Genomic DNA, 21,704 nt, shown 5'->3' with positions numbered 1-21,704 from the left:
GCCCTGCGCTATCTCCTTCACCCAAGATGGAGGAGATAGCCATGCCACAGATGAAACTGCCCGCCGAAGGCTCCTGCCGCTGCGGCAAGGTGCGTGTGAAGATCACTGCCCCGCCAATGATCACCATGGCCTGCCATTGCAGGGGCTGCCAGAAGATGAGCGCCAGTGCCTTCTCCTGCTCGGCAGCAATCCCCACCGCCGGTTTCGAAGTGATCGCCGGCGAACCGGTAATCGGCGGTGCGCATGGCGATGACATCCACCACTACCACTGCCCGCGCTGCAAGAGCTGGATCTTCACCCGCATGGTCGGCATGGACTTTTTCGTCAACTTGCGTCCAACCATGCTCGACGATGCCTCATGGTTCGCCCCCTTCGTTGAAACCTACACCTCGACGAAATTCCCCTGGGCACAGAGCGGTGCGGTGCACGGTTACCCGGAATTCCCGCCGCTCGATGCCTTCGAAGGGCTGATGACGGAATTCGCACAATGGAACAATGCAGACGGCAGCAAGGCAGAAATATGACAATGTTTATGGATATATATTAAGCCTAATATTCAGTAACTCGTCAGAAACCAAGCCCTAATATTTGCCTGCAGGCCCGGCACGTTATTCACGAGTTTGTAAATTATCGGACGTGAATATCCTCCACGATTTGATGGGGGCATTCATGATCTGGCGTCGGTTTCAGGCTTTCCGTGCGGATGCGCGCGGAAACGTGGGCATGATCTTTGGCTTGGCTATGGTGCCGCTGATCGCACTCGGCGGAGCGGGCGTCGATGTCGCCCGTTATGAGACGATCCGCGTCGAGCTTCAGGATGGGCTAGATCGGGGCGTGCTCGCAGCCGCATCGCTGACGCAGACCCGCGAGGCCAAGGCCGTGCTTCAAGACTACCTGAAGAACCTGAGCTATGCCAATGAAGTCAATCTCGATTTCGAGCGGCAGAACAGCCTCAACCAGCGCATCGTCAAGGCCTCCGCCAGCTATACGATCGACACGTCCTTCATCAAGCTCGTCGGCGTTGACAAGCTGACGGTGAGTGCCGTCTCGACTGCGCAGGAAGCCAAGCAGAATATCGAAATGTCGCTGATGCTCGATATGTCCGGCTCGATGATCAGCAACAACCGGATCAAGAACCTGAGAACGGCGGCAAAAGCCTTCATCGACCAGATGCTGACCGACGACACCAAGGAATACACGACGATCAGCATCGTGCCTTACGCCGGCCATGTGAATGTCGGTGCAGCGGTGTTCGACAAGCTGGGCGGCAAGCGCGACCACTCCAACTCCTCCTGCTTCGAGCTTGGCGAGACGAATGCCGCCTATGGCGCCGACCCGATGGTCTTCAAGAGCGCCGCCCAGGTGCCGCATTTCACCCACTGGAATTTCGGCAGAACCGACATGCGCCCCTGGTGGTGTCCGATGGAAAGCACCTCGATCACTTATCTTTCCAATGATGCAACCGCACTGAAGACCAAGATCGACGCACTCGAAATGCATGACGGCACCGGCACCCAGAATGCCATGCAATGGGGCTATACGCTGCTCAACCCCTCAGCCAAGAGCGTCTTTGCAGCGGTGCTGGCGGCCGGAAAGATGGACAGCAAGTTCTCCGATCGACCCGCCGCCTTCAATGATGCGGATACGATGAAGGTTATCGTGCTGATGACCGATGGAGCGATTACCGAGCAGTTTCGGCCGAAGGATTATAGCCGCCCGGTAACCCAGAAGCCGGACAACAAGGAAATATCCTCCTCCTCCACTAACGCGACGCGCCTTGCCAATGTCTGCACCACGGCCAAGTCGAAAGGTGTCACCATCTTCACCATCGGTTTTGAAGTGTCAGGCAATGCGACAACGCAGATGACCAACTGCGCCACCAGCCCCGCGCACTACTACCCGACATCCGGCTCAAACATCACCGATGCCTTCAAATCGATCTCCATTTCGATCAAGAAGCTGAGACTGACCCAGTGACCCGCCGGCTTCGCCTTCATCTGGCCGACAGGAGCGGCAGTGCCGCCGTCGAATTCGCGCTGCTGGTACCGCTCGTTCTCGCTCTCCTGTTTTCCGTGCTTGAGGCCGGCTGGATCATGACGCAGTCGATCATGCTCGACCGTGGTCTCAGCCGCGCATCGCGCGCCGTGCAGATCGGCACGACCGCGATGAGCTACACCCAGTACAAGCAAAAGGTCTGTGACGAAGCCTTCATCCTGGCCAATTGCGAGAAAGCGTTGCGGCTGGAACTGACGCCGATCGATACAGCAGCGGACTTCCCCACCTCGGACACGCCTTGCGTCGACCGAAGCGTAGCGATCGATCCGGTCACCACCTATCATGCGGGGCAGACCTCGCAGCTTGTCTTCGCCCGTGCCTGTTTTGTCGTCGATCCGATGATTCCGGGGATCGGCTACGGGCTTTCCGTGCCGAAAGACAATACCGGCGCCATGCGCCTCACCTCAAGCTTCGCCTTCGTCAACGAGCCGATATGACCAGACAGTTTTACGCAAAGCGCCTCCTGTCGAACGAGGCCGGCACGTCCGGCATCGAATTCGCCCTGACCGTTCCGATCATCATCCTGCTGTTTCTAGGCGCACCGACGCTCTATGACCTGCTGCGCTCCTATAACCGGATCGTCGAGGCAAATGGCATCGTGGCGGATATCGTTGCGCGCCAGATGACGATGGACGATACCTTCTTCACCAAGACCTATGGCACCTTTGCCGCGTTGCAGGCAGACAAGTCCATGCCGAACGCGCTGCGCATCACCAGCGTCATCTGGAAGAATGGAAAATACACCGCTGACTGGACGAAAAAGGCAGGCACGACAGCTCTGCTGCCCACACAGAAGCTGGACACGACCACCTTGCCAACCATCCCTTCCGGTGACTCGATCATTTTCGTTGAGGGCATAACGCAATATACCGCGCTCTCCGCCCTGTTCGGCTTCGGAACCATCACCTATTCGGAAAACGCCTTCACACGGCCTCGCTTCACCGCTGTCGTCAAAGGCTCCTGATCGGCATCACAATCACTGGCAACGACTGCGCGAAAACGCTTGCCGCAATTACGAATGCGCATAATTTACATATAAAAACAATAAATTACCATCTTCCACACAAACTGCGGTCACCCCTTTGTGACCGCACGCATCATCGAATTGACACACAAATTAACCTCTCGCTAACCGTGGAAGCCTTGTATGGCCTCTCAATTTGCTAGGCCCATCTCCCGGGTCTGTTCGTGTTTTTTTGTGGAGATATCATGCGCACCAAAACTGCAGCTCTTGCACTCGCCCTCACCCTCGTCTCGGCAGCCGCCGCCAGTGCGGCACAGCCCACCCGAATCAAGCAGTTCGAAGCCTGGGGCGTATATTCCTATAGCAACAATGGCCGCACCAGCTGTTATGCCCTGTCGGTTCCAACCAGTTCCGCACCCTCCAGCGTCAATCACGGCGACAATTTCTTCCTGATCTCCCCGCAGGGCCAATCCTACATGCCGCAGGCGATCATGGGTTATGCGCTGAGACAGGGTTCGGATGTCACGGTTGCCGTGGATAGCGAGAGGTTCGATCTTGCTCCTCGCGACAACACGGCATGGGTGCGCGACCAGAGCCGTGAGCCGGTATTGGTCAATGCGATGCGTGGCGGAAGCCGGATGACGGTACAGGCAACCTCCGGCCGAGGCACCGCCACCAACTACACCTATTCGCTCAGCGGCGTGACCGCTGCGCTGCAGGAAGTGAGCAAGTGCCGCTGATGACACCGGCTTGAGCATCAGCAGAACGGAGCTGCACGCCAGTATGACACGGACAGGAATTCGCCGCGGCCTTGTCGCCGTCACGCTGGCGGCTGCGCTCTGCCTTCCTCTTTCAGCCAGGATAGAAGCCAGCGAAGTACAGTCTGCAATTGCGGCCGGCAGTCTTGGTGCAGGGTTCAGAACCGGCAGGGTGACGGGTTACCCCGTCCCCCGCTTTGCATCGATCAAATCCGCAAATGCCCATATGCGCGTCGGCCCGTCGACGGATTATGCGACCAACTGGGTCTATTCGGCCCGTGGATTGCCGCTCGAGATCATCGAGGAATATGGCAACTGGCGGCAGGTCAGGGATCAGGACGGAACCAGCGGCTGGATGTTTGCGCCTCTCCTGTCAGGCAGACGCACGGCCGTGGTCGGCCCGTGGATGGCAAAATCCGTCAAACTGCATGACGCACCTCGCCCGTCGGCTTCGGTGATCGCCGAACTCGCCCCATCCGTGCGATTGAACATCCGCAACTGCGACGGTTCATGGTGCGATGTGTCGCTGCAGACACGTCGCCTGTCAGGTTACGTCGCCCAAGCGGATCTCTGGGGCGTCTATCCGCACGAGCGGGTGGAGTAACCTGCTAGCGCACGACGAAGCAGTCGATTGACCGGTTCTGCAGAACCGAGCAGGCTCGCGCGGCAGCGTCTCGATCGACAAATCCTGTCAGGCGGGCGCGAAAAACTTCACGGCCACCCGAACTCGATCCCTGGACGCTTGGTGCGATCTGGCCGAAATCGGCAAGCAGCGGCAATGCCGAATTCAGCGCACCCGTGGCTGCGGCCTGGCTTCCGGCCGCCGCGATCTGGATATCCCAAAGCGGCCCGCCCTGCTGGATGACGTTTTGTACTGGTGCAGCCTGCGGAACCGTGACGTAAGGCGTAACGCTTGCAGCGTTCGCCGTTGTCCCGCCAAGAATGATTTCGGTGCGCGGTCGAGGTGTCGGCGCATTGGAGGTGAAGGCCGCAACGCCCTCGGCAGGACGTTTCTGCTGGCCCGAAGTCGCGACAGCAACACCCGGAAGACCGCCGCCCGGCAAAGCCTGATCGAGCAGTTCCGCCATGCGGTTGTCGCGCTGGCGCGCCGTATTGCCACCAAGCACGACGCCGATATAACGCCGCCCGTTGACCACGACGGCGCTGGCGAGATTGTAGCCCGATGCGTTGACGAAGCCGGTCTTGATGCCATCCATGCCCGGATAGCGATACATCAGGTTGTTATGCCCTTTGATCGTGCGCCCGCGAAAGCTGAAGGAGCGCTGCGAGAAGATCTTGTATTCCCGCGGGTAATCACGGATGAGCGACAGCGCCAGCACCGCCATGTCGCGCGCCGTCGTCACCTGTGCGTTGTCCGGCAGACCCGATGCATTTCGAAAAACCGTATTACGCATGCCGAGCTGACGCGCCTTTTTCGTCATCAGTACGCCGAAACGCTCTTCTGAACCGCCGAGATGATCGCCCATGGCGGCAGCCGCGTCATTGGCGGAGCGGATTGCCATGCCATAGACCGCCTCGCGCACGGTAATCGTCTGGCCTGCCGGTACGCCGAGTTTAAAGGGAATTTTCGACGCTGCATTCTTCGTCATGACGATCCTGTCGTCCCAGCGAAGACGGCCGGTGCGCAAAGCCTCGAAGGTCAGATAGAGGGTCATCATCTTCGTCAGCGAGGCCGGATGATTGATGGTCTCCGCATTCTGCGAGGCAAGCACCTTCCCGCTCTGCACATCATAGATGTAATGCGCATAACCGGCCTCGGCCGTCCGGCTGATTGAAAGAAAGGCGCCTGCCATAAACACGAACGCCATGATCCGCCGGATTAGAAGCATTTGCTCCCCCTCGTTACTGCGGCCCATGAATACTGACCCAACATGGTGCGAAAATGACCTGATCCGAAATTAAATCAAGTTCTTGACCTATGGTTAATTTGCTCGCCCACAACTCGTTTCAGCCGCAAAATACTGATCCCGTATCATAATACGACAAGGGCTGTGAATGTTTGCATTTTAACGAAATGGTTAACCTGAACTTTAAAGCCCACTTTCTAGCTTGCCCCCGAATCCAATCTCCAGAGGAGGAAAGCTCGGAATGATTCCGATGTCTTCGAGGCTGACCCGCATGGTGCAAACGTCTCTGACCATCAAGGTCTTCGCGATTTGCTTCGTGTCCGTGCACGTACCGCTACTGGTGTTCATCGTCTATCTTGCGGGGGGCAATGGGGCAGAGCCCGAACCGGTCCTGCTTCTGCTTCTCGCCGCCACGGTGGCGGGAACGACCATATGCCTCCTGAGCCTCTGGTGGATGATCCGCCCGCTCAGCCAACTGGCGCAAGCAATCAAGATCTACCGCGCCAACGGCACTCCTGTACGTATGCAGATAGATCGCAAGGACGAGATCGGCCTTCTGGCATCGACGGTGACGGCCATGGTGGCGGAAACCGAAACGCTTATGAACAAGCTGCGCCACCAGGCCATGACCGACCTCCAGACAGGCCTCGGCAACCGCCGCTGGCTGAACGAACGCGCCGCCGAAGAGCTGGCACGCGCCGAACGGCAGGGAGAGCCGTTGTCGATCATCGTGCTGGACCTCGACCGCTTCAAGGGTATCAACGACGGCCACGGCCACGAGACCGGCGACCGGGTACTGGTGGCAACCGGCGAAATCGTCAGAACCTGCCTTCGCCCCTATGATCTTGCAGCGCGTATCGGCGGCGAGGAATTCTGTATTCTCTTGCCGCGCACCTCGCTCGACGATGCGGAAGCAATCAGCGAACGGCTGCGCGCGGCAATGGCGGCCACCACCGTACCGCCATTGCGCCAAGGCCGGATGACGGCAAGCTTCGGCATCTGCGCCGCCGGTCCCGGCGACCGGCTGCCTGACATGCTATTACGAGCCGATTTCGCCCTCTACGAAGCCAAGCGTGATGGCCGTAACTGCATCAGACGTGCACACGACACCAATACCGAAGAAGCAATCGCATCCGCAAAACTGGCACCGGCAAAGGCCGCGTCTCCGGTCAACGGTAAACACATCCTCTGACGCTCTGAACGCCGTCTGGCAACTGACCGTTGCCAGATTAGCGACTTTGCGCATAACGTTCCGGCGCGGTGAGGGAGACACCGCGCTCTAGGCGTTCTTGGGAGGAACAGCATGAACAGATCCGTGGTTATCACCGGCTCCACCAGCGGAATAGGCCTCGGCATTGCAAAGGCATTTGCGGCCGCGGGCGACAATGTCATCATCAACGGGTTCGGTGACAAGGACGAGATCGAGGCGATCCGTTCGTCGCTCGATGCGGCGGGCTCCGGCACGGTTCTCTATCATCCCGCCGACATGACGAAACCGGTCGATATCGAAGACCTGATCCTGACGGCACGCGACAGCTTCGGCACGCTCGATGTTCTGGTCAACAATGCAGGCATCCAGCATGTCGCAAGGATCGAGGAGTTTCCGCCGGAAAAATGGGATCAGCTGATCGCCATTCTCCTGTCATCGGCCTTCCACACGATGCGCCACGCAATCCCGCTGATGAAAACCGCAGGCAAGGGCCGGATCATCAACGTCGCCTCCGCCCACGGCCTCGTCGCCTCCCCGTTCAAGTCGGCTTATGTGGCCGCCAAGCATGGCATCATGGGCCTGACCAAGACGGCGGCGCTGGAGCTTGCGCAGGAAAACATCACCGTCAACGCGATCTGCCCCGGCTTCGTGCTGACGCCGCTGGTCGAAAGGCAGATTCCCGATCAGGCACGCGAAAAGGGCATCAGCGAGGAAAGGGTCAAGGACGAGGTGATGCTGCGGCTGCAGGCGACCAAGGAATTCGTCGGCATAGACGAAGTGGCGGCCGCCGCGATCTATCTCGCTAGCGATGCGGCAAGGAGCATCACGGGCACACACATCTCCATCGACGGCGGCTGGACGGCGCAGTAAGCTGCCCCTCATTCCTGTCCTTGTGACAGGAATCCAGCCACGCGAAGTCCTTTGCGTGAAAAAGACTGTTTTGCGCCGCAGACGCGACGCTGCTGGATTTCTGTGACAAGCACAGGAATGAGGGTAAACTAATCGGCCCGCGAACAGCCAAAATGGCGACCGGGTGATTCTTGACTGGGAGCCGGCAACGGCGGACGAAGGAGACCGATGAATTCAGCCATCCGCTTCATCCTCAACGGGGAAGACGTGACCCTTGGAGATTTCTCACCCACGGACACGCTTCTGGATCATCTCCGCCTGACGCGGCGGTTGACGGGGACGAAGGAAGGATGCGCCGAAGGCGATTGCGGTGCCTGCACCGTGCTGGTCGGCCGCCTGACTGAAACCGGCCTGCGCTACGAAGGCGTCAACGCCTGTATCAGGCTCCTCGGCTCCATGCACGGCACCCATATCGTGACGATCGAGCATCTGGCGGCATCGGACGGAACCCTGCATCCGGTACAGCAGGCGATGGTCGACTGTCATGGCTCGCAATGCGGCTTCTGCACGCCGGGCTTCGTCATGTCGCTTTACGGCCTTTGGCTTTCCAACGAAAATCCGAGCCGGGCCGAAATCGAAAGCGCGCTGCAGGGCAATCTCTGTCGCTGCACGGGTTACGAGCCGATCGTCAAGGCGGCCGAACAGGTGGCGAAGGCGCGGCCGAGCTCGCTCTTCGACCCGTTGGAACGTGACCGCACCGAGATCATGGCAAAGCTCTGGTCGATCCGCTCGGCCATGGAGACCGTCGTCATCGAAAAGGACGGAGCGCGCTCAATCATCCCCGCATCACTCGAAGCTTTTGCCGAGGCGCTCGCAGATGAACCGCAAGCCACAATCGTCGCAGGCGCGACCGATGTCGGCCTATGGGTGACGAAGCAGATGCGCAGGCTCGACCCGGTCATCTTCATCAATCACCTCCCCGAGCTGCAGACCATCACCGTCGAGCAGAGCGGCATCACCATCGGCGCAGGCGTGAGCTACTCCGAGGCGCATGGTTTTCTAGAAGCGGTCATCCCCGCATTTGGCGCGCTGATAGATCGTATTGGTGGCCAGCAGGTGAGGAACGCCGGCACGATCGGCGGCAACATCGCCAACGGCTCGCCGATCGGTGACACGCCGCCGCCGCTGATTGCACTCGGTAGCCAACTGACGCTGCGTTCCCATTCCGGCCGCCGCACCATGCCGCTCGAAAGCTATTTTCTGGACTATGGCAAACAGGACCGCATGGCCGGTGAATTCGTCGAGAAGATCAGCGTGCCGCGCCCGCCGGAAAACGCCCATTTCGCCGTCTACAAGATTTCCAAGCGTCGCGACGAGGATATTTCCGCACTGTGTGGCGCCTTCAACCTGACGCTCGACATGGACGGCCATGTGGAAAATATCCGCATCGCCTTCGGCGGCATGGCGGCAACCCCGAAACGGGCGGTCCATGTCGAACAGGCGCTGATTGGCAAGTCCTGGCGATGGGAGACGATCGCCGCCGCTGGCGAGGCCTTCGATCAGGATTACCAGCCGCTGACCGACTGGCGTGCAAGTGCGCAGTATCGCAGCCTGACGGCCAGGAACCTGCTCACCCGCTTCTTCCTGGAGACGGCAGGGGCCCCTGCACAATTGCAGCGCTTCGAGATGGAGGAGGTGTAGGATGGACAAGACCTCCTTTGAGATGAAGCCTGCGATCGACGGGCCGATGCATGTGTCGCGCAAACATGATTCAGCACATAAGCATGTGACCGGAACCGCCGAATATATTGACGATATTCCCGAACCGGCAGGCACGCTGCATGGCGGGCTTGGCCTTGCCGACAGGGCGCATGCGAAAATCCTTTCGATCGATCTCGATGCCGTCCGCGCCGCCCCCGGTGTTGTCTGGGTGATGACCGCCGAAGACATTCCCGGCGCAAACGACGTCGCCTCAACCGGCAAGCATGACGAACCGCTACTCGCGACCGATCTCGTCCAGTTCCACGGCCAGCCGATCTTTGCCGTTTTTGCCGAGACGCGTGACGAGGCACGCCGTGCAGCAAGGCTTGCGAAGATCGAGTACAGCGACCTCCCCCATTGGACGGATATCGACAGTGCGCGGGAGAACGGCGCGCCTCTTGTCACCGAACCGATGACGCTCAGGCGCGGTGAGCCTGAAACCGAAATCGAGAAACCGCCCCTTCGAATTCAGGCCTCGATGAATATCGGCGGTCAGGAGCACTTTTATCTCGAAAGCCATATAGCCTTTGCCATTCCCGGCGAAGACGAGGACGTAACGGTCTGGTCATCCACCCAGCATCCGAGCGAGGTTCAGCACATGGTGGCGCATGTGCTCGGCGTTTCCAATCACGCGGTTGAGGTCAAAACCCGGCGCATGGGTGGCGGCTTCGGCGGCAAGGAAACCCAGAGCAACCAATTTGCGGCTCTCGCCGCCGTCGCGGCGAAGAAATTGAACCGGGCGGTAAAATTCCGCCCTGACCGCGATGAAGATATGTCGATCACCGGCAAGCGGCACGATTTCCGCGTCGATTACGACGTCGCCTTCGATGAGAAAGGCAGGATCCACGCGGTCGACGCGACCTATGCCGCGCGTTGCGGTTATTCCGCCGATCTCTCCGGCCCGGTCACCGACCGCGCCCTCTTTCATGCAGATAGTAGCTATTTCTACCCGCATGTGCGCCTCACCTCGCAGCCTTTGAAGACCCATACCGTCTCCAACACAGCCTTTCGCGGCTTCGGTGGGCCGCAGGGCTTGCTCGGCGGGGAACGGATCATCGAGGAGATCGCCTATGCGGTCGGCAAGGATCCGCTCGAAATCCGCAAGCTGAACTTTTACGGCCAGCGCGGATCGGGCCGCACGGTGACGCCCTATCATCAGGATATCCATGACAATGTGATCGCCCGCATTGTCGATGAGCTTGTGGCCTCATCCGACTACAAGAAACGCCGCAAGGCGATCCTGAAATTCAACGAGACAAGCCCGGTCATCCGCAAGGGCATCGCGCTGACGCCGGTGAAATTCGGCATCTCATTTACGTTGACCGCCTACAATCAGGCAGGCGCGTTGGTGCATGTTTATTCGGACGGTTCCATCCACCTGAACCATGGCGGCACCGAAATGGGCCAGGGCCTCTATACCAAGGTGGCGCAGGTCGTGGCCGATTGTTTCCAGGTCGATATCGACAGGGTAAAAATCACCGCGACAACGACCGGCAAGGTGCCCAATACCTCGGCAACAGCTGCCTCGTCCGGCTCGGACCTAAACGGCATGGCGGCCTATGACGCCTGCCGCCAGATCAAGGAAAGGCTGATCGAATTCGCCGCACGGCAATGGCAGGTCAATCGCGACCGGATCGAGTTCCTGCCCAACCGGGTAAAGATCGGCAACGAGATCGTCCCCTTCGACACCTTCATCAAGGCCGCCTATTTCGACCGGGTACAACTGTCGGCCGCCGGCTTCTACAAGACGCCGAAGATCCACTGGGACCGCGCCGCTGGCCGTGGCCATCCCTTCTATTATTTCGCCTATGGCGCAGCCGTCTCGGAAGTCTCGATCGACACGCTGACCGGCGAGTATATCGTCGAGCGCACCGACATTCTTCATGACGTCGGAAAGTCGCTCAACCCTGCCCTCGACATCGGTCAGATCGAAGGCGCCTTCGTTCAGGGCATGGGCTGGCTGACCACGGAAGAACTGTGGTGGGACGCCAAGGGACGCTTACGCACCCACGCGCCCTCCACATACAAGATCCCGCTTGCTTCCGACCGGCCAAAAATCTTCAATGTGAAGCTCGCCGAATGGTCGGAAAATGCGGAACCGACGATCGGTCGTTCCAAGGCGGTCGGCGAACCGCCCTTCATGCTGGCCATCTCGGTTCTCGAGGCGATCTCCATGGCGGTCGCAAGCGTTGCCGATTACGCCATCTGCCCACGCCTCGACACCCCTGCGACACCGGAGCGGGTGCTTATGGCGGTGGAACGGATGAAAGCCTTATAAAAACGCTTCGATATTTCGCTGCCGAGGCCTATTTTTACGGGTGAGGAGCGAAATATCGAGGAGGCAGACATGACCATCACCATTCGTGCCGAACGTGCGGGCGACGAAGACGTGATCCACGACCTGACGCAGGCCGCATTCGCGCCCATGTCCTACAGTGCAGGAACCGAAGGGGCGATCATCCGGGCGCTTCGCGCCCGCGGTGACCTGACGCTTTCACTGGTGGCGGAAGACAATCACGAGATCATCGGCCATGTCGCCTTTTCACCCGTCACGATCGACGGCCATTACGACGACTGGTTCGGGCTTGGGCCGATTTCTGTGAGAGCTGACCGGCAGAAACAGGGTATCGGCCACGCGCTGATCCGAGAAGGGATCCATAAGTTGAAGGCGCTAGGCGCCAAAGGCTGCGCCCTGGTCGGAGATCAGGCGGTCTATCAGGGCGTCGGCTTTGTCAGCGACGGACGGCTGACCCATGAAGGCGTGCCGGATATCTATGTGCAGCATCTCACGCTTTCGGGCCATGCGCCCCATGGAGTGCTGACCTTTTCACCGGCTTTCGCAGTAAAACAGTGAACAGACAGCTAAATATTCGGAAGGATAGCTGCACGAAAACGTGCCTTTTCGGTTGCAACACCCATACCAAAGTATATCCACGATAAACATCAACACAATATCGGATAACAGGCGCTCCGGTATGATGGACCCATTGAAGATGCGAAGCCAAGGAACCTGATGATCCTCGGTTCACCGCATGAAAGAGGTCCGAAAGATGATCCCTGTCTCGTTGCAGCAAATGCCGCCCGTCGCCCGACCTGCCTTCAACGGGGATACCGCACCGGGCCGGGTGCACTATCTGCCGGGGCCGATCCCCACGATCGAACAGATCCTGTTGAAGCAGGCCGATCGCTACGCCGCGACGGGCAACGAAGCCGACAATCTGCTGAACGCACTCAAGCAGGACAACCACAATATGGAAGTCATGCTCTCGCAGCTTGCGGCACTCGCGGGCAGCCCGAGCTGAAAACAGCAATCTGATCCTTGCCTCCCCGTCCCCTCCTCGAAAGGGATCGGATTGCAGAAGGCCGGCGGCTCCTCCCACCGCCGGCCTTCACACTGATAAATGCAGAAGCAGAACCTCGTTTAGGATGCCAGGGCTTCCTGCTGCATCTCGATCGAAACCAGTTTGTCACGACCGCCGCGCTTCGCATCGTAGAGCGCCTTGTCCGCCGATGCGATCATGTCGGAAAAGTCTGCAAACCCGGGTTCGGCAAACGCCATTCCAGCACTGACGGTGAAATTCGCCGCGAGGTGGCCGTCCCAATTGAAGTCCACGCTGGTAAAATTGGCCCTGATGCGCTCGACAATCGCGATTGCTTCATTGGCTTTCAGGTTAGGCAGGAACAGCACGAATTCCTCTCCGCCCCAGCGTCCCGCAACATCCGTGGCGCGGATGGAAGTGCGAAGAACCTCCGAAAAACGGACAATGACGTCGTCTCCGGCGTCGTGACCGAAGCGATCATTGACGCTCTTGAAGCCATCGAGGTCGAAGATCGCCATCGAGGAAAGCTTGGTGACATTGGCGCTCACGCTCTGCAACACACTTGCGCGAAACGCCCGGCGATTGAGAAGGCCGCTCAGACTGTCTGTTTCGGCCAGCCGCTTGAGATCGTTCTGGTAACGGACGTGATCGGAAATATCCCGGATGACGGCCACCATCATCGGCGCACCGGCAGCAGACGTTCTCAGGATGGTGATGCCGAGGTTGATTTCCGTGCCATCCTTACGGCAGCCGACAATGGTCGCACTTCGCTGCCCCATATAGCGAGCCTCGGTATTTCCCGACTGAAACCCGGCCACAAGTCTTTGGTGGAAGCCATGAACCCGTTCGGGCAGCAGGACTTCCAGAGGCTTGTCCAGTAGTTCTCCGCTTTGCCAACCGAAGATGCTTTCGGTGGCAGGATTACAGAGGCGAATGATGCCATGGTCATCGATGCCGATAATGCCATCGGCGATCTCAAAGACGATTTTCCTGTAGATATCCTGGGAGGCTGGAATCAGCGAGGCAATCGATGCTCTCTTGGTCATAGTATCCCGTCGTATACTTGTAGGACGCGCAGCATTTATCAAAAATCAAGTTTGCGCCGGCAAACATCTAAGGCGAAATTACTGATATATTTTTAATAGAATTTCCCGCGTTATGACCGGCAATACAGATGTTTCCCGCAATAATTGCGAAGAAAAATGCACGATGCAGTCAGTCGCGATGATGCTATGTTCTCCTTCATGAGCGAACATTCCCTCTCCAGCTTTCTCGCGCGCAACGGATCGGTTCTCGTCGACGTAATTGAGACGAGAGGCTCGACGCCGCGAGAAGCTGGCACCTATATGCTTGTGGCGGACTTCGAGATCTGGGGCACAATCGGCGGCGGCCAGTTTGAATACATGGCGATCGACAATGCCCGCGCGATCCTGAGGGGCGGCGGCGAAACAATCATGGACATTCCGCTCGGCCCGGAGATCGGTCAATGTTGCGGCGGCCGCACGAAACTCCGCTTCTCTCTCGTGACGCCAGCGATTGCCAAGGCGCTGGAGCATCGGCTGTTGCGTGAGCGGGACGAGCGCACGGCGGTCTATCTGTTTGGTGCAGGCCATGTCGGCCTTGCGCTCGCAACCGCGCTTATGCCCCTGCCCTTTGCCGTAACAGTCGTCGAGACGCGCAGACAGGCGCTGGAAGGCCTGTCCTCGGGAGTGACAGCGCGCCTCACGGCCATGCCGGAAGCGTTCGTGGATGACATTCCGGCCGGTGGCGCGGCGGTTATTCTCACCCACGATCACGCGCTGGATTTCCTGATCGCCGAACGCGCCCTGGCGAGGCAGGACCTGAATTATGTCGGGATGATCGGTTCTGCCACCAAACGGGCGACCTTCTCCCACTGGCTGCAACGCCAGCAAGGCGAGGAGACAAGAAAACAGGAGACCGCCGCGATGATGTCCCGGCTTGTCCTGCCGATCGGCGGTTCCGCCATCAGAGACAAGCGTCCGCAAGTGATCGCTGCCCTCGTTGCCGCAGAATTGCTGCAACACCTGCCGCTGTCGGCATCGGCAACACTTTCAGAGCGGCAGATCGCGGCCGATTGAACGCCGCCTGTCTTGCCAGAAAGCCTCGCCGCGTTCCGGCAATGGCGGTTGGAAACCGATATCGCCATGCAGCTCTTCCGGCAGCGTCGGCGCAACTCTGCTGTTGGCCCTCAACAGGCGACGGATGAAGCCGGCAAGATGCATGCGAAGACGTTGCGGGAAAGCGGGGCGGGAGAACGATGGCGGAGCCTCTGTAACAGGCAAAGAATTCGCGTTTGCGGACGGCATGTTCTGCTCCACATCGGTTGTTGAAACTGTCTTGATGGATCCAGCAATGCCGCCGATTGCGGGAGTTTTCCAATTCGAATACAGTCGGCCGCGATAAAGACAGCTTATCGCTGAAGGCACACGAGATGAAACTGTCGCGCCAGCTTCCGTTGAATGCCCTGCGGGTCTTCGAGGCGGTCGCACGGCTGCAGAATTTCACCCGGGCAGCAGAAGAACTCGGCATGACGCAGACAGCCGTCAGCTACCAGATCAAGCTTCTCGAGGAACATCTCGGCGACACAGTCTTCATCCGCAAACCGCGGGCTCTGCAACTGACCGAGACCGGCACACATCTACTGCCGAAAGTGGCCGAAGCTTTCGACCTGCTGGCAGAGGCGATGCAGGCGGCCCGGCACACCATCGATGCCACGCTTGACATCCACTCTCCGCCAACATTTGCGTCTCACTGGCTATCACCTCGCCTCGCCGGTTTTCGCGCACGCCACCCCAATATCGGCGTGCGCCTACTGCGCATGATGGACGCTTCGGAAAAGCAGGGCACGGTACCGGACATCACCATCAGAATTTCGGCCAAGCCGCCCGAAAACCTCGTCTGCCATCCGATCATGCGCCTTCGCTATTCTCCCATGCTATCTCCAGAACTTGCTGCCAGCATCGGGGGAATCCATGAACCGGCGGACCTCCTGAAATTACCCTGGATCTCCGAAATCGACGGCGCCTGGCTGGACTGGTTCGAAAGTGCCAAGATCAGCCCAGCCTCGATCCGTCCGACAAGCCTTGATGCGCTCGGCGCACAGGATATCGAAGCCAGGGCGGCGATATCCGGCCATGGCGTGGCGATGCTCAGTCCCTTTTTCTTTCGTGACGATCTTTCGGCGGGTCGTCTGATCCAGCCCTTCGACCTGTCCGCCGGCGACGGCAAGACCTATTGGCTGGCCTATCCGGCCGCAAGGCGCAACATGCGGAAGATCCAGGCATTCAGGCAATGGATCGAAGAGACCATGGCAACCGATCTCGCGGACCACGCTCTGCAAACCTTGCTTCCCGAAGCGCGCCCCGCAACCGCCTGACCCGTTGTTCGCCTCAAAGCGAATGCGGCGCTCTCTCGATAAGATCCCAGGCGCTCGACCGGCAAGACCGGTCGACCGTGCTTGGCGACACTCGTCCGTCAAGCATGCCCAAATCCCGCAGATCATGCTCGCTCAAAGCCTCCTCATCAGCATGATTGGTCGCACCGGCATGGATACCGAAAAACACAACTGCCGGACTTTCACTTCTGTCTTTAAGGCGCAGAAAGCCCGTCAGCAAACCATTGGCCATGGTCGCATCTCCTTGTCTCACCATCATTCAACTGATGTCTATGATTGGAAGATGCGCCGGATTATGATGTATTTCCAACGAAACATCCGTCTGCATGCATAAAGAGATTTGATCCATGAAGATGTCGAAGCAATTTCCGCTGAACAGCCTGCGCGTCTTCGAAGCGGCGGCCCGGCACATGAGCTTCACCCGTGCAGGCGAGGAACTCGGGCTGACGCAGACGGCCGTCAGCTATCAGATCAAGCTTCTGGAAGACACATTGGGAGAGCAGTTTTTCCTGCGTCGGCCGCGGCAGGTGATGCTGACGGATGCCGGCGCAAGGCTTGCCCCAAAGATCACCGCGGCCTTCGAAATGATCGACGAGGCCCTTGCCGGCACCAAGAATCAGTCCGACAGCACTTTGATCATTCACACGACGGCGACCTTCGCAGTGCGCTGGCTGGCACATCATCTCGGCACCTTCCAGCTCGAAAATCCGGGGGTTGCGGTCAGACTGGAAACCTCGCAGGAAATGGTGGATTTCACCCGCACCGAAGCCGATATTGCGATCCGCAGCGGCAGCGGCAAGTGGCCGGGCCTGAAATCACATTTCCTGATGAAGAGCGATTTCACCCCGATGCTGAGCCCGGCTTTGGCAGAAACAATCGGTGGCGTTCATGAGCCGGCAGATATCCTGAAGCTCAGGATCATCGATCCCGGCGATGTCTGGTGGTCGCACTGGTTCGCCGCGGCAGGCCTGCCCGAGGAAGAGCTTCACGGCCGACCGATAAGCCGCTTCGGCGCCCAGACCATCGAGGCGGCAGCTGCGATCGCCGGCCAGGGCGTCGCAATCCTCAAACCGGAGTTTTATGCCGATGACGTGGCGCTCGGCCGCCTGATCCAACCCTTTGACTTGAGGGCAACGGACGGCAGCGATTACTGGTTCGCTTATCCCGAGACACGTCGACACTCGAAAAAGATCAGCGCCTTCCGGGATTTCATGCGCAGGATGATGCCGACATTTCGCGACTGATCACCGCCGCGGGCAATATCAGTAGCTCATGTCGGGTGCATAGAAACAGCGCAGCGTATCCTCGGTCGGATAGAGGCAGAGGTGATATTCCTCATCCTTCGACCGACGCGCCTCGCTCTGCGGCATCGTGAAGTGATGCGGCCGCGTGATCAGCCTGTGATCTCCAGGACCGAGCGATATTTCGTACCCCTGATTGGTAATCTTGACGTTCCGCGTCGAGATCATCTGGCAGTCGCCGCTCTTGCTGTCGCCGTTGCAGCAGTAACCGTCATATTTCCATTTTACGCCCATGGGACTGTGGGCTTCGTGAGCAGCGGCGGGAAACGCCCCGGCACCGGAGAAGAACGCAATCATCACACCTGTAGAAATGCATCGCCTGTGTTTGGGCATCAGCCTGTTCTCCGTTGATGGATGTCATCCCCGGCAGCGTGACGGACGCAATACCCGGCACTGCCGGTTGAATTCGCAACTGCTACAATACCCGAGTCGCCTTAGCCGGCTAAGCCCCAAATTGGTGCAATGCACAATTATCTTGTTTGGCGACTTCGAAGGCACATTGGGGCCGCCGATCAACGCCCTGTCACATCGCCCGGTTCCAAAGCGGGAACAGAATCCATCTGGCGGGGGCGAAGCTCTTGTTCAATTCGACGACGAACTGAGCAAGAGTTGAGTTCCGGTGATCGGCGACATCGCCTATCCTTCGCCAACATCCGGAAGGGAGGATTTGCCATGTCAATCCGCAGCCGCGCGATCCTTGGCCTTGTTCTGCTGGCAATCGTTGCCGGCCCTGCGCACGCCCAGGATGCAGGAAGCCCTGCCACAGGGCGATCGATCTTCGACCTCATTCCGGCAGATTCCACCACCGAGCACCTGCTGAAAACGCCCAGCGGCGATCTCCGCTACAGGGCGACCGCCGGAACCATGGACCTGTTCGGCCAGACCGGCGCAAAAAACGCCAGGATCTTCTATACGGCCTATACCGTTCCGGACGCGAAAACGCCCCGCCCCGTCACCTTCGCTTTCAATGGCGGCCCGGGTGCGGCCTCAGCCTATCTGCATCTCGGCCTGATGGGACCCAAGGTCGCCAATCTCGGCAGCCGCAAGGAGGACGGCACGACGCCGGCGCTTCAAGACAATCCGGAAAGCTGGCTCGGCTTCACCGACCTCGTCTTCATCGATCCGGTCGGCACCGGATGGAGCCGGGCTGCGCCCGACGCGCAAGGCGCCTTTTATGGTGTAAGGCAGGATGCCGAGAGCCTGGCCAAGTTCATCGCCCTCTACACCCAGAAGAACAACCGCCTGTCCTCTCCAAAGTATCTTGCCGGGGAAAGCTACGGCGGCTTCCGCGCTGCGAAGGTGGCGAAGGCCCTGAAGGACAGCCAGGGCATTCTGGTCTCCGGCATTGTCATGGTCTCGCCGATGATCGATGGCCGCTTCCTGATGGCCGCGGATACCGACCCAGTCACCGCAGCCCTGCAACTGCCATCGCTGGCAGCCGCCGAGCTTGAACGCAAGGGAGAATTCTCGGCAGAGAAGGTTCAGTCCGCCGAAACCTATGCGATGAGTACCTATCTCGTCTCGCTTGCAGGCCCCGCACCATCCGGAACTGAAGCAGAGGCGCTTTACGCACGCGTTTCGGCCCTGACGGGACTGCCGGTCAATATCGTTGCCCGCAGCCGCGGTTTCGTCAGTTCGGCATATCGGACGGAGGCTGCCGGGGACGGCCGGATCGTCAGCCTTTATGATGCATCGGACATCGTGGCGGACGCCTATCCGGAACGCTCGAACGTTACCAATGACGACAACATTCTGGACGGATATACGCGCGCCTATGGCGCACTCTTCGCCGCCTACGCGAGGAACGACCTGCGCTTCGAAAACGACATGACCTATACGCTGCTGAACGGCGAAGTTAACCGCCAATGGGACTGGGACGGCCGCCGGTCGAATGCCTCGGCATCTGACGACATCCGTGATCTGCTCTCGGTCATCCCCTCTTTCAGGCTCTCTGTCCTGCACGGCTACAGCGACATCCTGACACCCTATGGCGTCTCGAAATTCATTCTGGACCATCTGCCCGAACAACTCGCCAGAGGACGCACCGAACTGAAACTCTATCGCGGCGGCCATATGTTCTACAGCGATCCCGGCTCGCGGCGGCAGGCAAACGAGGACATGCGGTCGTTTTACATCGGCGCCGATGCCGCACCGGATTGAGCAGGCACGGGGCTGCGGTCAGCGCGCCAGTCCGAACTGGATTTCTATTCTGTGATAGAAACTGCCGGCACCATTCCAGCCATGATAGATTTCGCGACTTTCGCCGGAATAGATGTAGCGCGACCTATCCAGCTCGGCGATGAGCGGCGCATAACCTTGGGTAAAAAGCGTCCTCAGAGATCCTTGATAAACCCGGCTTGCCACCATGATCGGCTCAAGATGGATGAGTTCGACCTTACCATGATAATCTGCAGGCATCTTTATCGGACAGCATATTTCCCAGTCGAAAAACGTCTTTCCGTCCTTGGGAAGGTTGTAGGATATGAACAGCCATGGACCATCGATTTCCAACCCCTCCTCAATCATATTTTTCTGCATGTTTGCGGAGCAGTCGGCTGCCACCTGCCTGATATCCGGTATGCGCAGCCGGCGTTTTTCGCGCAGCACCCACAAATCCGGCGTTTCCTTGATATCCATAGTTTGAAATCCAGCAAGATCAGAGTTTCTGTTCGCCGTCAGTAGATTGCCCAGAGAAACGGGGCCAATGGAAAGGCGAAATAGTGTTCTTTATTGCGCACCGAGGCTTCGATTTTTTAGCATCGTTTTCCAACGGAGCTTGCCTCATGCTTTTAGCCGCCGGCTAAGGCTTCTTGGTCACCTGCTTTTAGATCTTTGCTTGTCTCGTGCAACGACACGGGTCATATGTCCTGCCTGCGTCCTCCTGCCCCTTCCCTCCTCTCGTTTTTTTCCTCACACTCACGAGTCGGGAACAAAAAGAACGGGAACAACCCAATGTATGAATATGCCATAGCCTGGGAATGGCTGAGTTTTGCCGTGCGCTGGCTGCACGTCGTCACCGCGGTCGCCTGGATCGGCTCGTCTTTCTATTTCATCGCACTCGATCTGGGGCTGGTAAAACGACCGCATCTGCCGCCGGGCGCCTATGGCGAGGAATGGCAGGTCCATGGCGGCGGCTTCTACCATATCCAGAAATATCTGGTCGCACCGGCCCAGATGCCGGAGCACCTGACCTGGTTCAAATACGAGAGCTATTTCACCTGGCTTTCCGGCTTCCTTCTGCTCTGCATCGTCTATTACGGCGGCGCCGAACTTTTCCTCGTCGACCGCACAGTGATGGAACTGGAAAACTGGGAGGCGATCTGTCTGTCGCTGGCTTCGCTCTCGATCGGCTGGCTGTTCTACGACCAGCTCTGCAAGTCGAAGCTCGGCAACAACACCTGGGGTTTGATGATCCTGCTCTATATCCTGCTGGTCATCATGGCCTGGGGTTATACGCAGATCTTCACCGGCCGCGCCGCCTTTCTGCATCTCGGCGCCTTTACCGCCACGATCATGTCGGCCAACGTGTTTTTCATCATCATTCCCAACCAGAAGATCGTCGTCGCCGACCTGATCGCCGGACGCACGCCGGATGCCAAATACGGCCGCATCGCCAAGCAGCGGTCACTGCACAACAATTACCTTGTTCTGCCGGTGATCTTCTTCATGCTGTCGAACCACTATCCGCTGGCCTTCGCCACCCATTTCAACTGGGTGATCGCCTCGCTGGTCTTCCTGATGGGCGTCAGCATCCGGCACTGGTTCAACACCACCCATGCCAGGAAGGGCAAGCCGACCTGGACATGGCTGGTGACGGTGATCCTCTTCGTCCTGATCATCTGGCTGTCGACCGTACCGAAACTGCTGACCGGCGAGACCGAAACGGCATTGTCACCCGTGAGCCAGAAATTCGCCTCCAACGCGCATTTCGAAGCCGCCCGCGATGTCGTCATGGCGCGCTGCTCGATGTGCCATGCGGCAGAGCCCGTCTGGGACGGCGTTCCCTTCACGCCCAAGTCGGTGAAACTTGAAACCGACGCGGAGATTGCCAGCCATGCGCGGGAAATCTATATCCAGGCAGGACGAAGCCACGCCATGCCGCCCGGCAATATAACGGATCTTACGCCGGACGAGCGCAAGCTGCTGGTTGCATGGTATGAAAGCGCCATCGCCTCGCAATAGAGTTCACCGACCCAAGGTTCA

At 58.9% G+C, this 21,704-nt stretch carries 23 protein-coding genes; 17 read left to right on the top strand and 6 right to left on the bottom strand.

Annotation, left to right across the window (positions count from 1 at the left end):
* Nucleotides 1-41 precede the first annotated feature (41 nt).
* From MRBLMR1_RS03830 to MRBLMR1_RS03805, 6 genes are all read left to right on the top strand, one after another.
* Nucleotides 42-524 carry a GFA family protein gene (locus MRBLMR1_RS03830; RefSeq protein ID WP_148145691.1) on the top strand — a complete coding sequence of 161 codons (483 nt, stop codon included), beginning with the start codon at nucleotides 42-44 and terminating at the stop codon, nucleotides 522-524.
* Nucleotides 525-723: 199 nt separating this feature from the next.
* The gene (locus MRBLMR1_RS03825; protein WP_183685218.1) at nucleotides 724-1,977 is read left to right on the top strand and encodes a TadE/TadG family type IV pilus assembly protein; all 1,254 of its coding nucleotides are present in this window, start codon (nucleotides 724-726) and stop codon (nucleotides 1,975-1,977) included.
* Nucleotides 1,974-2,492 (top strand): TadE/TadG family type IV pilus assembly protein, encoded by a 519-nt coding sequence (locus MRBLMR1_RS03820; protein ID WP_500063678.1) that lies wholly within the window; start codon nucleotides 1,974-1,976, stop codon nucleotides 2,490-2,492. Before MRBLMR1_RS03825 ends, MRBLMR1_RS03820 begins: the two co-directional genes overlap by 4 nt.
* Nucleotides 2,489-3,019 (top strand): hypothetical protein, encoded by a 531-nt coding sequence (locus MRBLMR1_RS03815; RefSeq protein WP_148145694.1) that lies wholly within the window; start codon nucleotides 2,489-2,491, stop codon nucleotides 3,017-3,019. Before MRBLMR1_RS03820 ends, MRBLMR1_RS03815 begins: the two co-directional genes overlap by 4 nt.
* 245 nt (nucleotides 3,020-3,264) lie before the next feature.
* Nucleotides 3,265-3,759, top strand: coding sequence for an invasion associated locus B family protein (locus MRBLMR1_RS03810; RefSeq protein WP_148145695.1), 495 nt, complete (start codon nucleotides 3,265-3,267; stop codon nucleotides 3,757-3,759).
* 43 nt (nucleotides 3,760-3,802) lie between these two features.
* Nucleotides 3,803-4,381, top strand: coding sequence for an SH3 domain-containing protein (locus MRBLMR1_RS03805; RefSeq protein WP_148145696.1), 579 nt, complete (start codon nucleotides 3,803-3,805; stop codon nucleotides 4,379-4,381).
* Nucleotides 4,382-4,385: 4 nt separating this feature from the next.
* Here MRBLMR1_RS03805 and MRBLMR1_RS03800 read toward each other — a convergent pair whose 3' ends face one another.
* Entirely contained in the window at nucleotides 4,386-5,627 is a 1,242-nt protein-coding gene (locus tag MRBLMR1_RS03800) for a D-alanyl-D-alanine carboxypeptidase (RefSeq protein WP_183685220.1), read from the bottom strand.
* A gap of 259 nt (nucleotides 5,628-5,886) precedes the next feature.
* Here MRBLMR1_RS03800 and MRBLMR1_RS03795 point away from each other — a divergent pair, with 259 nt between their 5' ends.
* The 6 genes from MRBLMR1_RS03795 (at nucleotide 5,887) to MRBLMR1_RS03770 (ending at nucleotide 12,767) form a co-directional block, all read left to right on the top strand.
* Complete coding sequence (locus MRBLMR1_RS03795) at nucleotides 5,887-6,837, top strand: GGDEF domain-containing protein (protein WP_148145698.1); 951 nt, start codon at nucleotides 5,887-5,889, stop codon at nucleotides 6,835-6,837.
* Between the two features lie 111 nt (nucleotides 6,838-6,948).
* Nucleotides 6,949-7,725, top strand: coding sequence for a 3-hydroxybutyrate dehydrogenase (locus tag MRBLMR1_RS03790; protein ID WP_148145699.1), 777 nt, complete (start codon nucleotides 6,949-6,951; stop codon nucleotides 7,723-7,725).
* A gap of 207 nt (nucleotides 7,726-7,932) precedes the next feature.
* Complete coding sequence (gene xdhA, locus MRBLMR1_RS03785) at nucleotides 7,933-9,405, top strand: xanthine dehydrogenase small subunit (protein ID WP_148145700.1); 1,473 nt, start codon at nucleotides 7,933-7,935, stop codon at nucleotides 9,403-9,405.
* Nucleotide 9,406: 1 nt separating this feature from the next.
* Nucleotides 9,407-11,743, top strand: coding sequence for a xanthine dehydrogenase molybdopterin binding subunit (gene xdhB, locus MRBLMR1_RS03780; protein ID WP_148145701.1), 2,337 nt, complete (start codon nucleotides 9,407-9,409; stop codon nucleotides 11,741-11,743).
* Nucleotides 11,744-11,818: 75 nt separating this feature from the next.
* A complete protein-coding gene (locus MRBLMR1_RS03775; RefSeq protein ID WP_500064033.1) occupies nucleotides 11,819-12,319 on the top strand; it encodes a GNAT family N-acetyltransferase in 501 nt (166 codons plus the stop codon).
* A gap of 178 nt (nucleotides 12,320-12,497) precedes the next feature.
* Entirely contained in the window at nucleotides 12,498-12,767 is a 270-nt protein-coding gene (locus tag MRBLMR1_RS03770; RefSeq protein ID WP_183685222.1) for a hypothetical protein, read from the top strand.
* A 119-nt stretch (nucleotides 12,768-12,886) separates the two neighbouring features.
* Here the strand turns inward: MRBLMR1_RS03770 and MRBLMR1_RS03765 are convergent, their stop codons facing one another.
* Nucleotides 12,887-13,831 (bottom strand): sensor domain-containing diguanylate cyclase, encoded by a 945-nt coding sequence (locus MRBLMR1_RS03765; protein WP_148145704.1) that lies wholly within the window; start codon nucleotides 13,829-13,831, stop codon nucleotides 12,887-12,889.
* Between the two features lie 198 nt (nucleotides 13,832-14,029).
* Between MRBLMR1_RS03765 and xdhC the strand changes: the two genes are divergently transcribed.
* Nucleotides 14,030-14,884, top strand: a complete 855-nt coding sequence (gene xdhC / locus MRBLMR1_RS03760; protein ID WP_148145705.1) for a xanthine dehydrogenase accessory protein XdhC — start codon at nucleotides 14,030-14,032, stop codon at nucleotides 14,882-14,884.
* On the opposite strand, the gene MRBLMR1_RS03755 is transcribed toward xdhC, so the two are convergent.
* Nucleotides 14,858-15,112 (bottom strand): hypothetical protein, encoded by a 255-nt coding sequence (locus tag MRBLMR1_RS03755; protein ID WP_148145706.1) that lies wholly within the window; start codon nucleotides 15,110-15,112, stop codon nucleotides 14,858-14,860. The two genes, xdhC and MRBLMR1_RS03755, sit on opposite strands and share 27 nt — an antisense overlap.
* 125 nt (nucleotides 15,113-15,237) lie before the next feature.
* Between MRBLMR1_RS03755 and MRBLMR1_RS03750 the strand changes: the two genes are divergently transcribed.
* Nucleotides 15,238-16,182 (top strand): LysR substrate-binding domain-containing protein, encoded by a 945-nt coding sequence (locus tag MRBLMR1_RS03750; protein WP_148145707.1) that lies wholly within the window; start codon nucleotides 15,238-15,240, stop codon nucleotides 16,180-16,182.
* 13 nt (nucleotides 16,183-16,195) lie between these two features.
* Here the strand turns inward: MRBLMR1_RS03750 and MRBLMR1_RS03745 are convergent, their stop codons facing one another.
* A complete protein-coding gene (locus MRBLMR1_RS03745; protein ID WP_183685223.1) occupies nucleotides 16,196-16,432 on the bottom strand; it encodes a hypothetical protein in 237 nt (78 codons plus the stop codon).
* Nucleotides 16,433-16,547: 115 nt separating this feature from the next.
* On the opposite strand from MRBLMR1_RS03745, the gene MRBLMR1_RS03740 reads away from it, so the two are divergent.
* Nucleotides 16,548-17,444: a LysR substrate-binding domain-containing protein gene (locus MRBLMR1_RS03740; protein ID WP_148145708.1), complete on the top strand. Its 897-nt coding sequence runs from the start codon at nucleotides 16,548-16,550 to the stop codon at nucleotides 17,442-17,444.
* Nucleotides 17,445-17,462: 18 nt separating this feature from the next.
* Here the strand turns inward: MRBLMR1_RS03740 and MRBLMR1_RS03735 are convergent, their stop codons facing one another.
* Nucleotides 17,463-17,798 (bottom strand): hypothetical protein, encoded by a 336-nt coding sequence (locus MRBLMR1_RS03735; RefSeq protein WP_148145936.1) that lies wholly within the window; start codon nucleotides 17,796-17,798, stop codon nucleotides 17,463-17,465.
* A gap of 375 nt (nucleotides 17,799-18,173) precedes the next feature.
* Between MRBLMR1_RS03735 and MRBLMR1_RS03730 the strand changes: the two genes are divergently transcribed.
* On the top strand, nucleotides 18,174-19,661 hold the full coding sequence (locus MRBLMR1_RS03730) for a S10 family serine carboxypeptidase-like protein (RefSeq protein ID WP_148145709.1): 1,488 nt from the start codon (nucleotides 18,174-18,176) through the stop codon (nucleotides 19,659-19,661).
* 18 nt (nucleotides 19,662-19,679) lie between these two features.
* Here MRBLMR1_RS03730 and MRBLMR1_RS03725 read toward each other — a convergent pair whose 3' ends face one another.
* Nucleotides 19,680-20,138: a hypothetical protein gene (locus MRBLMR1_RS03725; RefSeq protein ID WP_148145710.1), complete on the bottom strand. Its 459-nt coding sequence runs from the start codon at nucleotides 20,136-20,138 to the stop codon at nucleotides 19,680-19,682.
* Between the two features lie 315 nt (nucleotides 20,139-20,453).
* On the opposite strand from MRBLMR1_RS03725, the gene puuD reads away from it, so the two are divergent.
* Complete coding sequence (gene puuD, locus MRBLMR1_RS03720; RefSeq protein WP_148145711.1) at nucleotides 20,454-21,683, top strand: urate hydroxylase PuuD; 1,230 nt, start codon at nucleotides 20,454-20,456, stop codon at nucleotides 21,681-21,683.
* The last annotated feature ends 21 nt before the right edge of the window (nucleotides 21,684-21,704 follow it).

It is taken from the genome of Neorhizobium sp. LMR1-1-1.1 (assembly GCF_040675795.1).
Taxonomy (GTDB): domain Bacteria; phylum Pseudomonadota; class Alphaproteobacteria; order Rhizobiales; family Rhizobiaceae; genus Neorhizobium; species Neorhizobium cellulosilyticum.
Note: the sequence above shows the minus strand (reverse complement) of the source record. Positions and strands in the feature narration are given on the sequence as shown.

Coding starts and splice junctions, on each gene's coding strand:
- MRBLMR1_RS03805 (WP_148145696.1), top strand. CDS start 3,803: ATGACACGGACAGGAATTCGCCGCGGCCTTGTCGCCGTCACGCTGGCG.
- MRBLMR1_RS03765 (WP_148145704.1), bottom strand. CDS start 13,831: ATGACCAAGAGAGCATCGATTGCCTCGCTGATTCCAGCCTCCCAGGAT.
- MRBLMR1_RS03735 (WP_148145936.1), bottom strand. CDS start 17,798: ATGATTGCGTTCTTCTCCGGTGCCGGGGCGTTTCCCGCCGCTGCTCAC.
- MRBLMR1_RS03795 (WP_148145698.1), top strand. CDS start 5,887: ATGATTCCGATGTCTTCGAGGCTGACCCGCATGGTGCAAACGTCTCTG.
- MRBLMR1_RS03815 (WP_148145694.1), top strand. CDS start 2,489: ATGACCAGACAGTTTTACGCAAAGCGCCTCCTGTCGAACGAGGCCGGC.
- MRBLMR1_RS03825 (WP_183685218.1), top strand. CDS start 724: ATGATCTTTGGCTTGGCTATGGTGCCGCTGATCGCACTCGGCGGAGCG.
- MRBLMR1_RS03730 (WP_148145709.1), top strand. CDS start 18,174: ATGTCAATCCGCAGCCGCGCGATCCTTGGCCTTGTTCTGCTGGCAATC.
- MRBLMR1_RS03750 (WP_148145707.1), top strand. CDS start 15,238: ATGAAACTGTCGCGCCAGCTTCCGTTGAATGCCCTGCGGGTCTTCGAG.
- MRBLMR1_RS03810 (WP_148145695.1), top strand. CDS start 3,265: ATGCGCACCAAAACTGCAGCTCTTGCACTCGCCCTCACCCTCGTCTCG.
- MRBLMR1_RS03790 (WP_148145699.1), top strand. CDS start 6,949: ATGAACAGATCCGTGGTTATCACCGGCTCCACCAGCGGAATAGGCCTC.
- MRBLMR1_RS03830 (WP_148145691.1), top strand. CDS start 42: ATGCCACAGATGAAACTGCCCGCCGAAGGCTCCTGCCGCTGCGGCAAG.
- puuD (WP_148145711.1), top strand. CDS start 20,454: ATGTATGAATATGCCATAGCCTGGGAATGGCTGAGTTTTGCCGTGCGC.
- xdhA (WP_148145700.1), top strand. CDS start 7,933: ATGAATTCAGCCATCCGCTTCATCCTCAACGGGGAAGACGTGACCCTT.
- xdhB (WP_148145701.1), top strand. CDS start 9,407: ATGGACAAGACCTCCTTTGAGATGAAGCCTGCGATCGACGGGCCGATG.
- MRBLMR1_RS03800 (WP_183685220.1), bottom strand. CDS start 5,627: ATGCTTCTAATCCGGCGGATCATGGCGTTCGTGTTTATGGCAGGCGCC.
- MRBLMR1_RS03755 (WP_148145706.1), bottom strand. CDS start 15,112: ATGCCGTCCGCAAACGCGAATTCTTTGCCTGTTACAGAGGCTCCGCCA.
- MRBLMR1_RS03740 (WP_148145708.1), top strand. CDS start 16,548: ATGAAGATGTCGAAGCAATTTCCGCTGAACAGCCTGCGCGTCTTCGAA.
- MRBLMR1_RS03745 (WP_183685223.1), bottom strand. CDS start 16,432: ATGGCCAATGGTTTGCTGACGGGCTTTCTGCGCCTTAAAGACAGAAGT.
- xdhC (WP_148145705.1), top strand. CDS start 14,030: ATGAGCGAACATTCCCTCTCCAGCTTTCTCGCGCGCAACGGATCGGTT.
- MRBLMR1_RS03725 (WP_148145710.1), bottom strand. CDS start 20,138: ATGGATATCAAGGAAACGCCGGATTTGTGGGTGCTGCGCGAAAAACGC.
- MRBLMR1_RS03770 (WP_183685222.1), top strand. CDS start 12,498: ATGAAAGAGGTCCGAAAGATGATCCCTGTCTCGTTGCAGCAAATGCCG.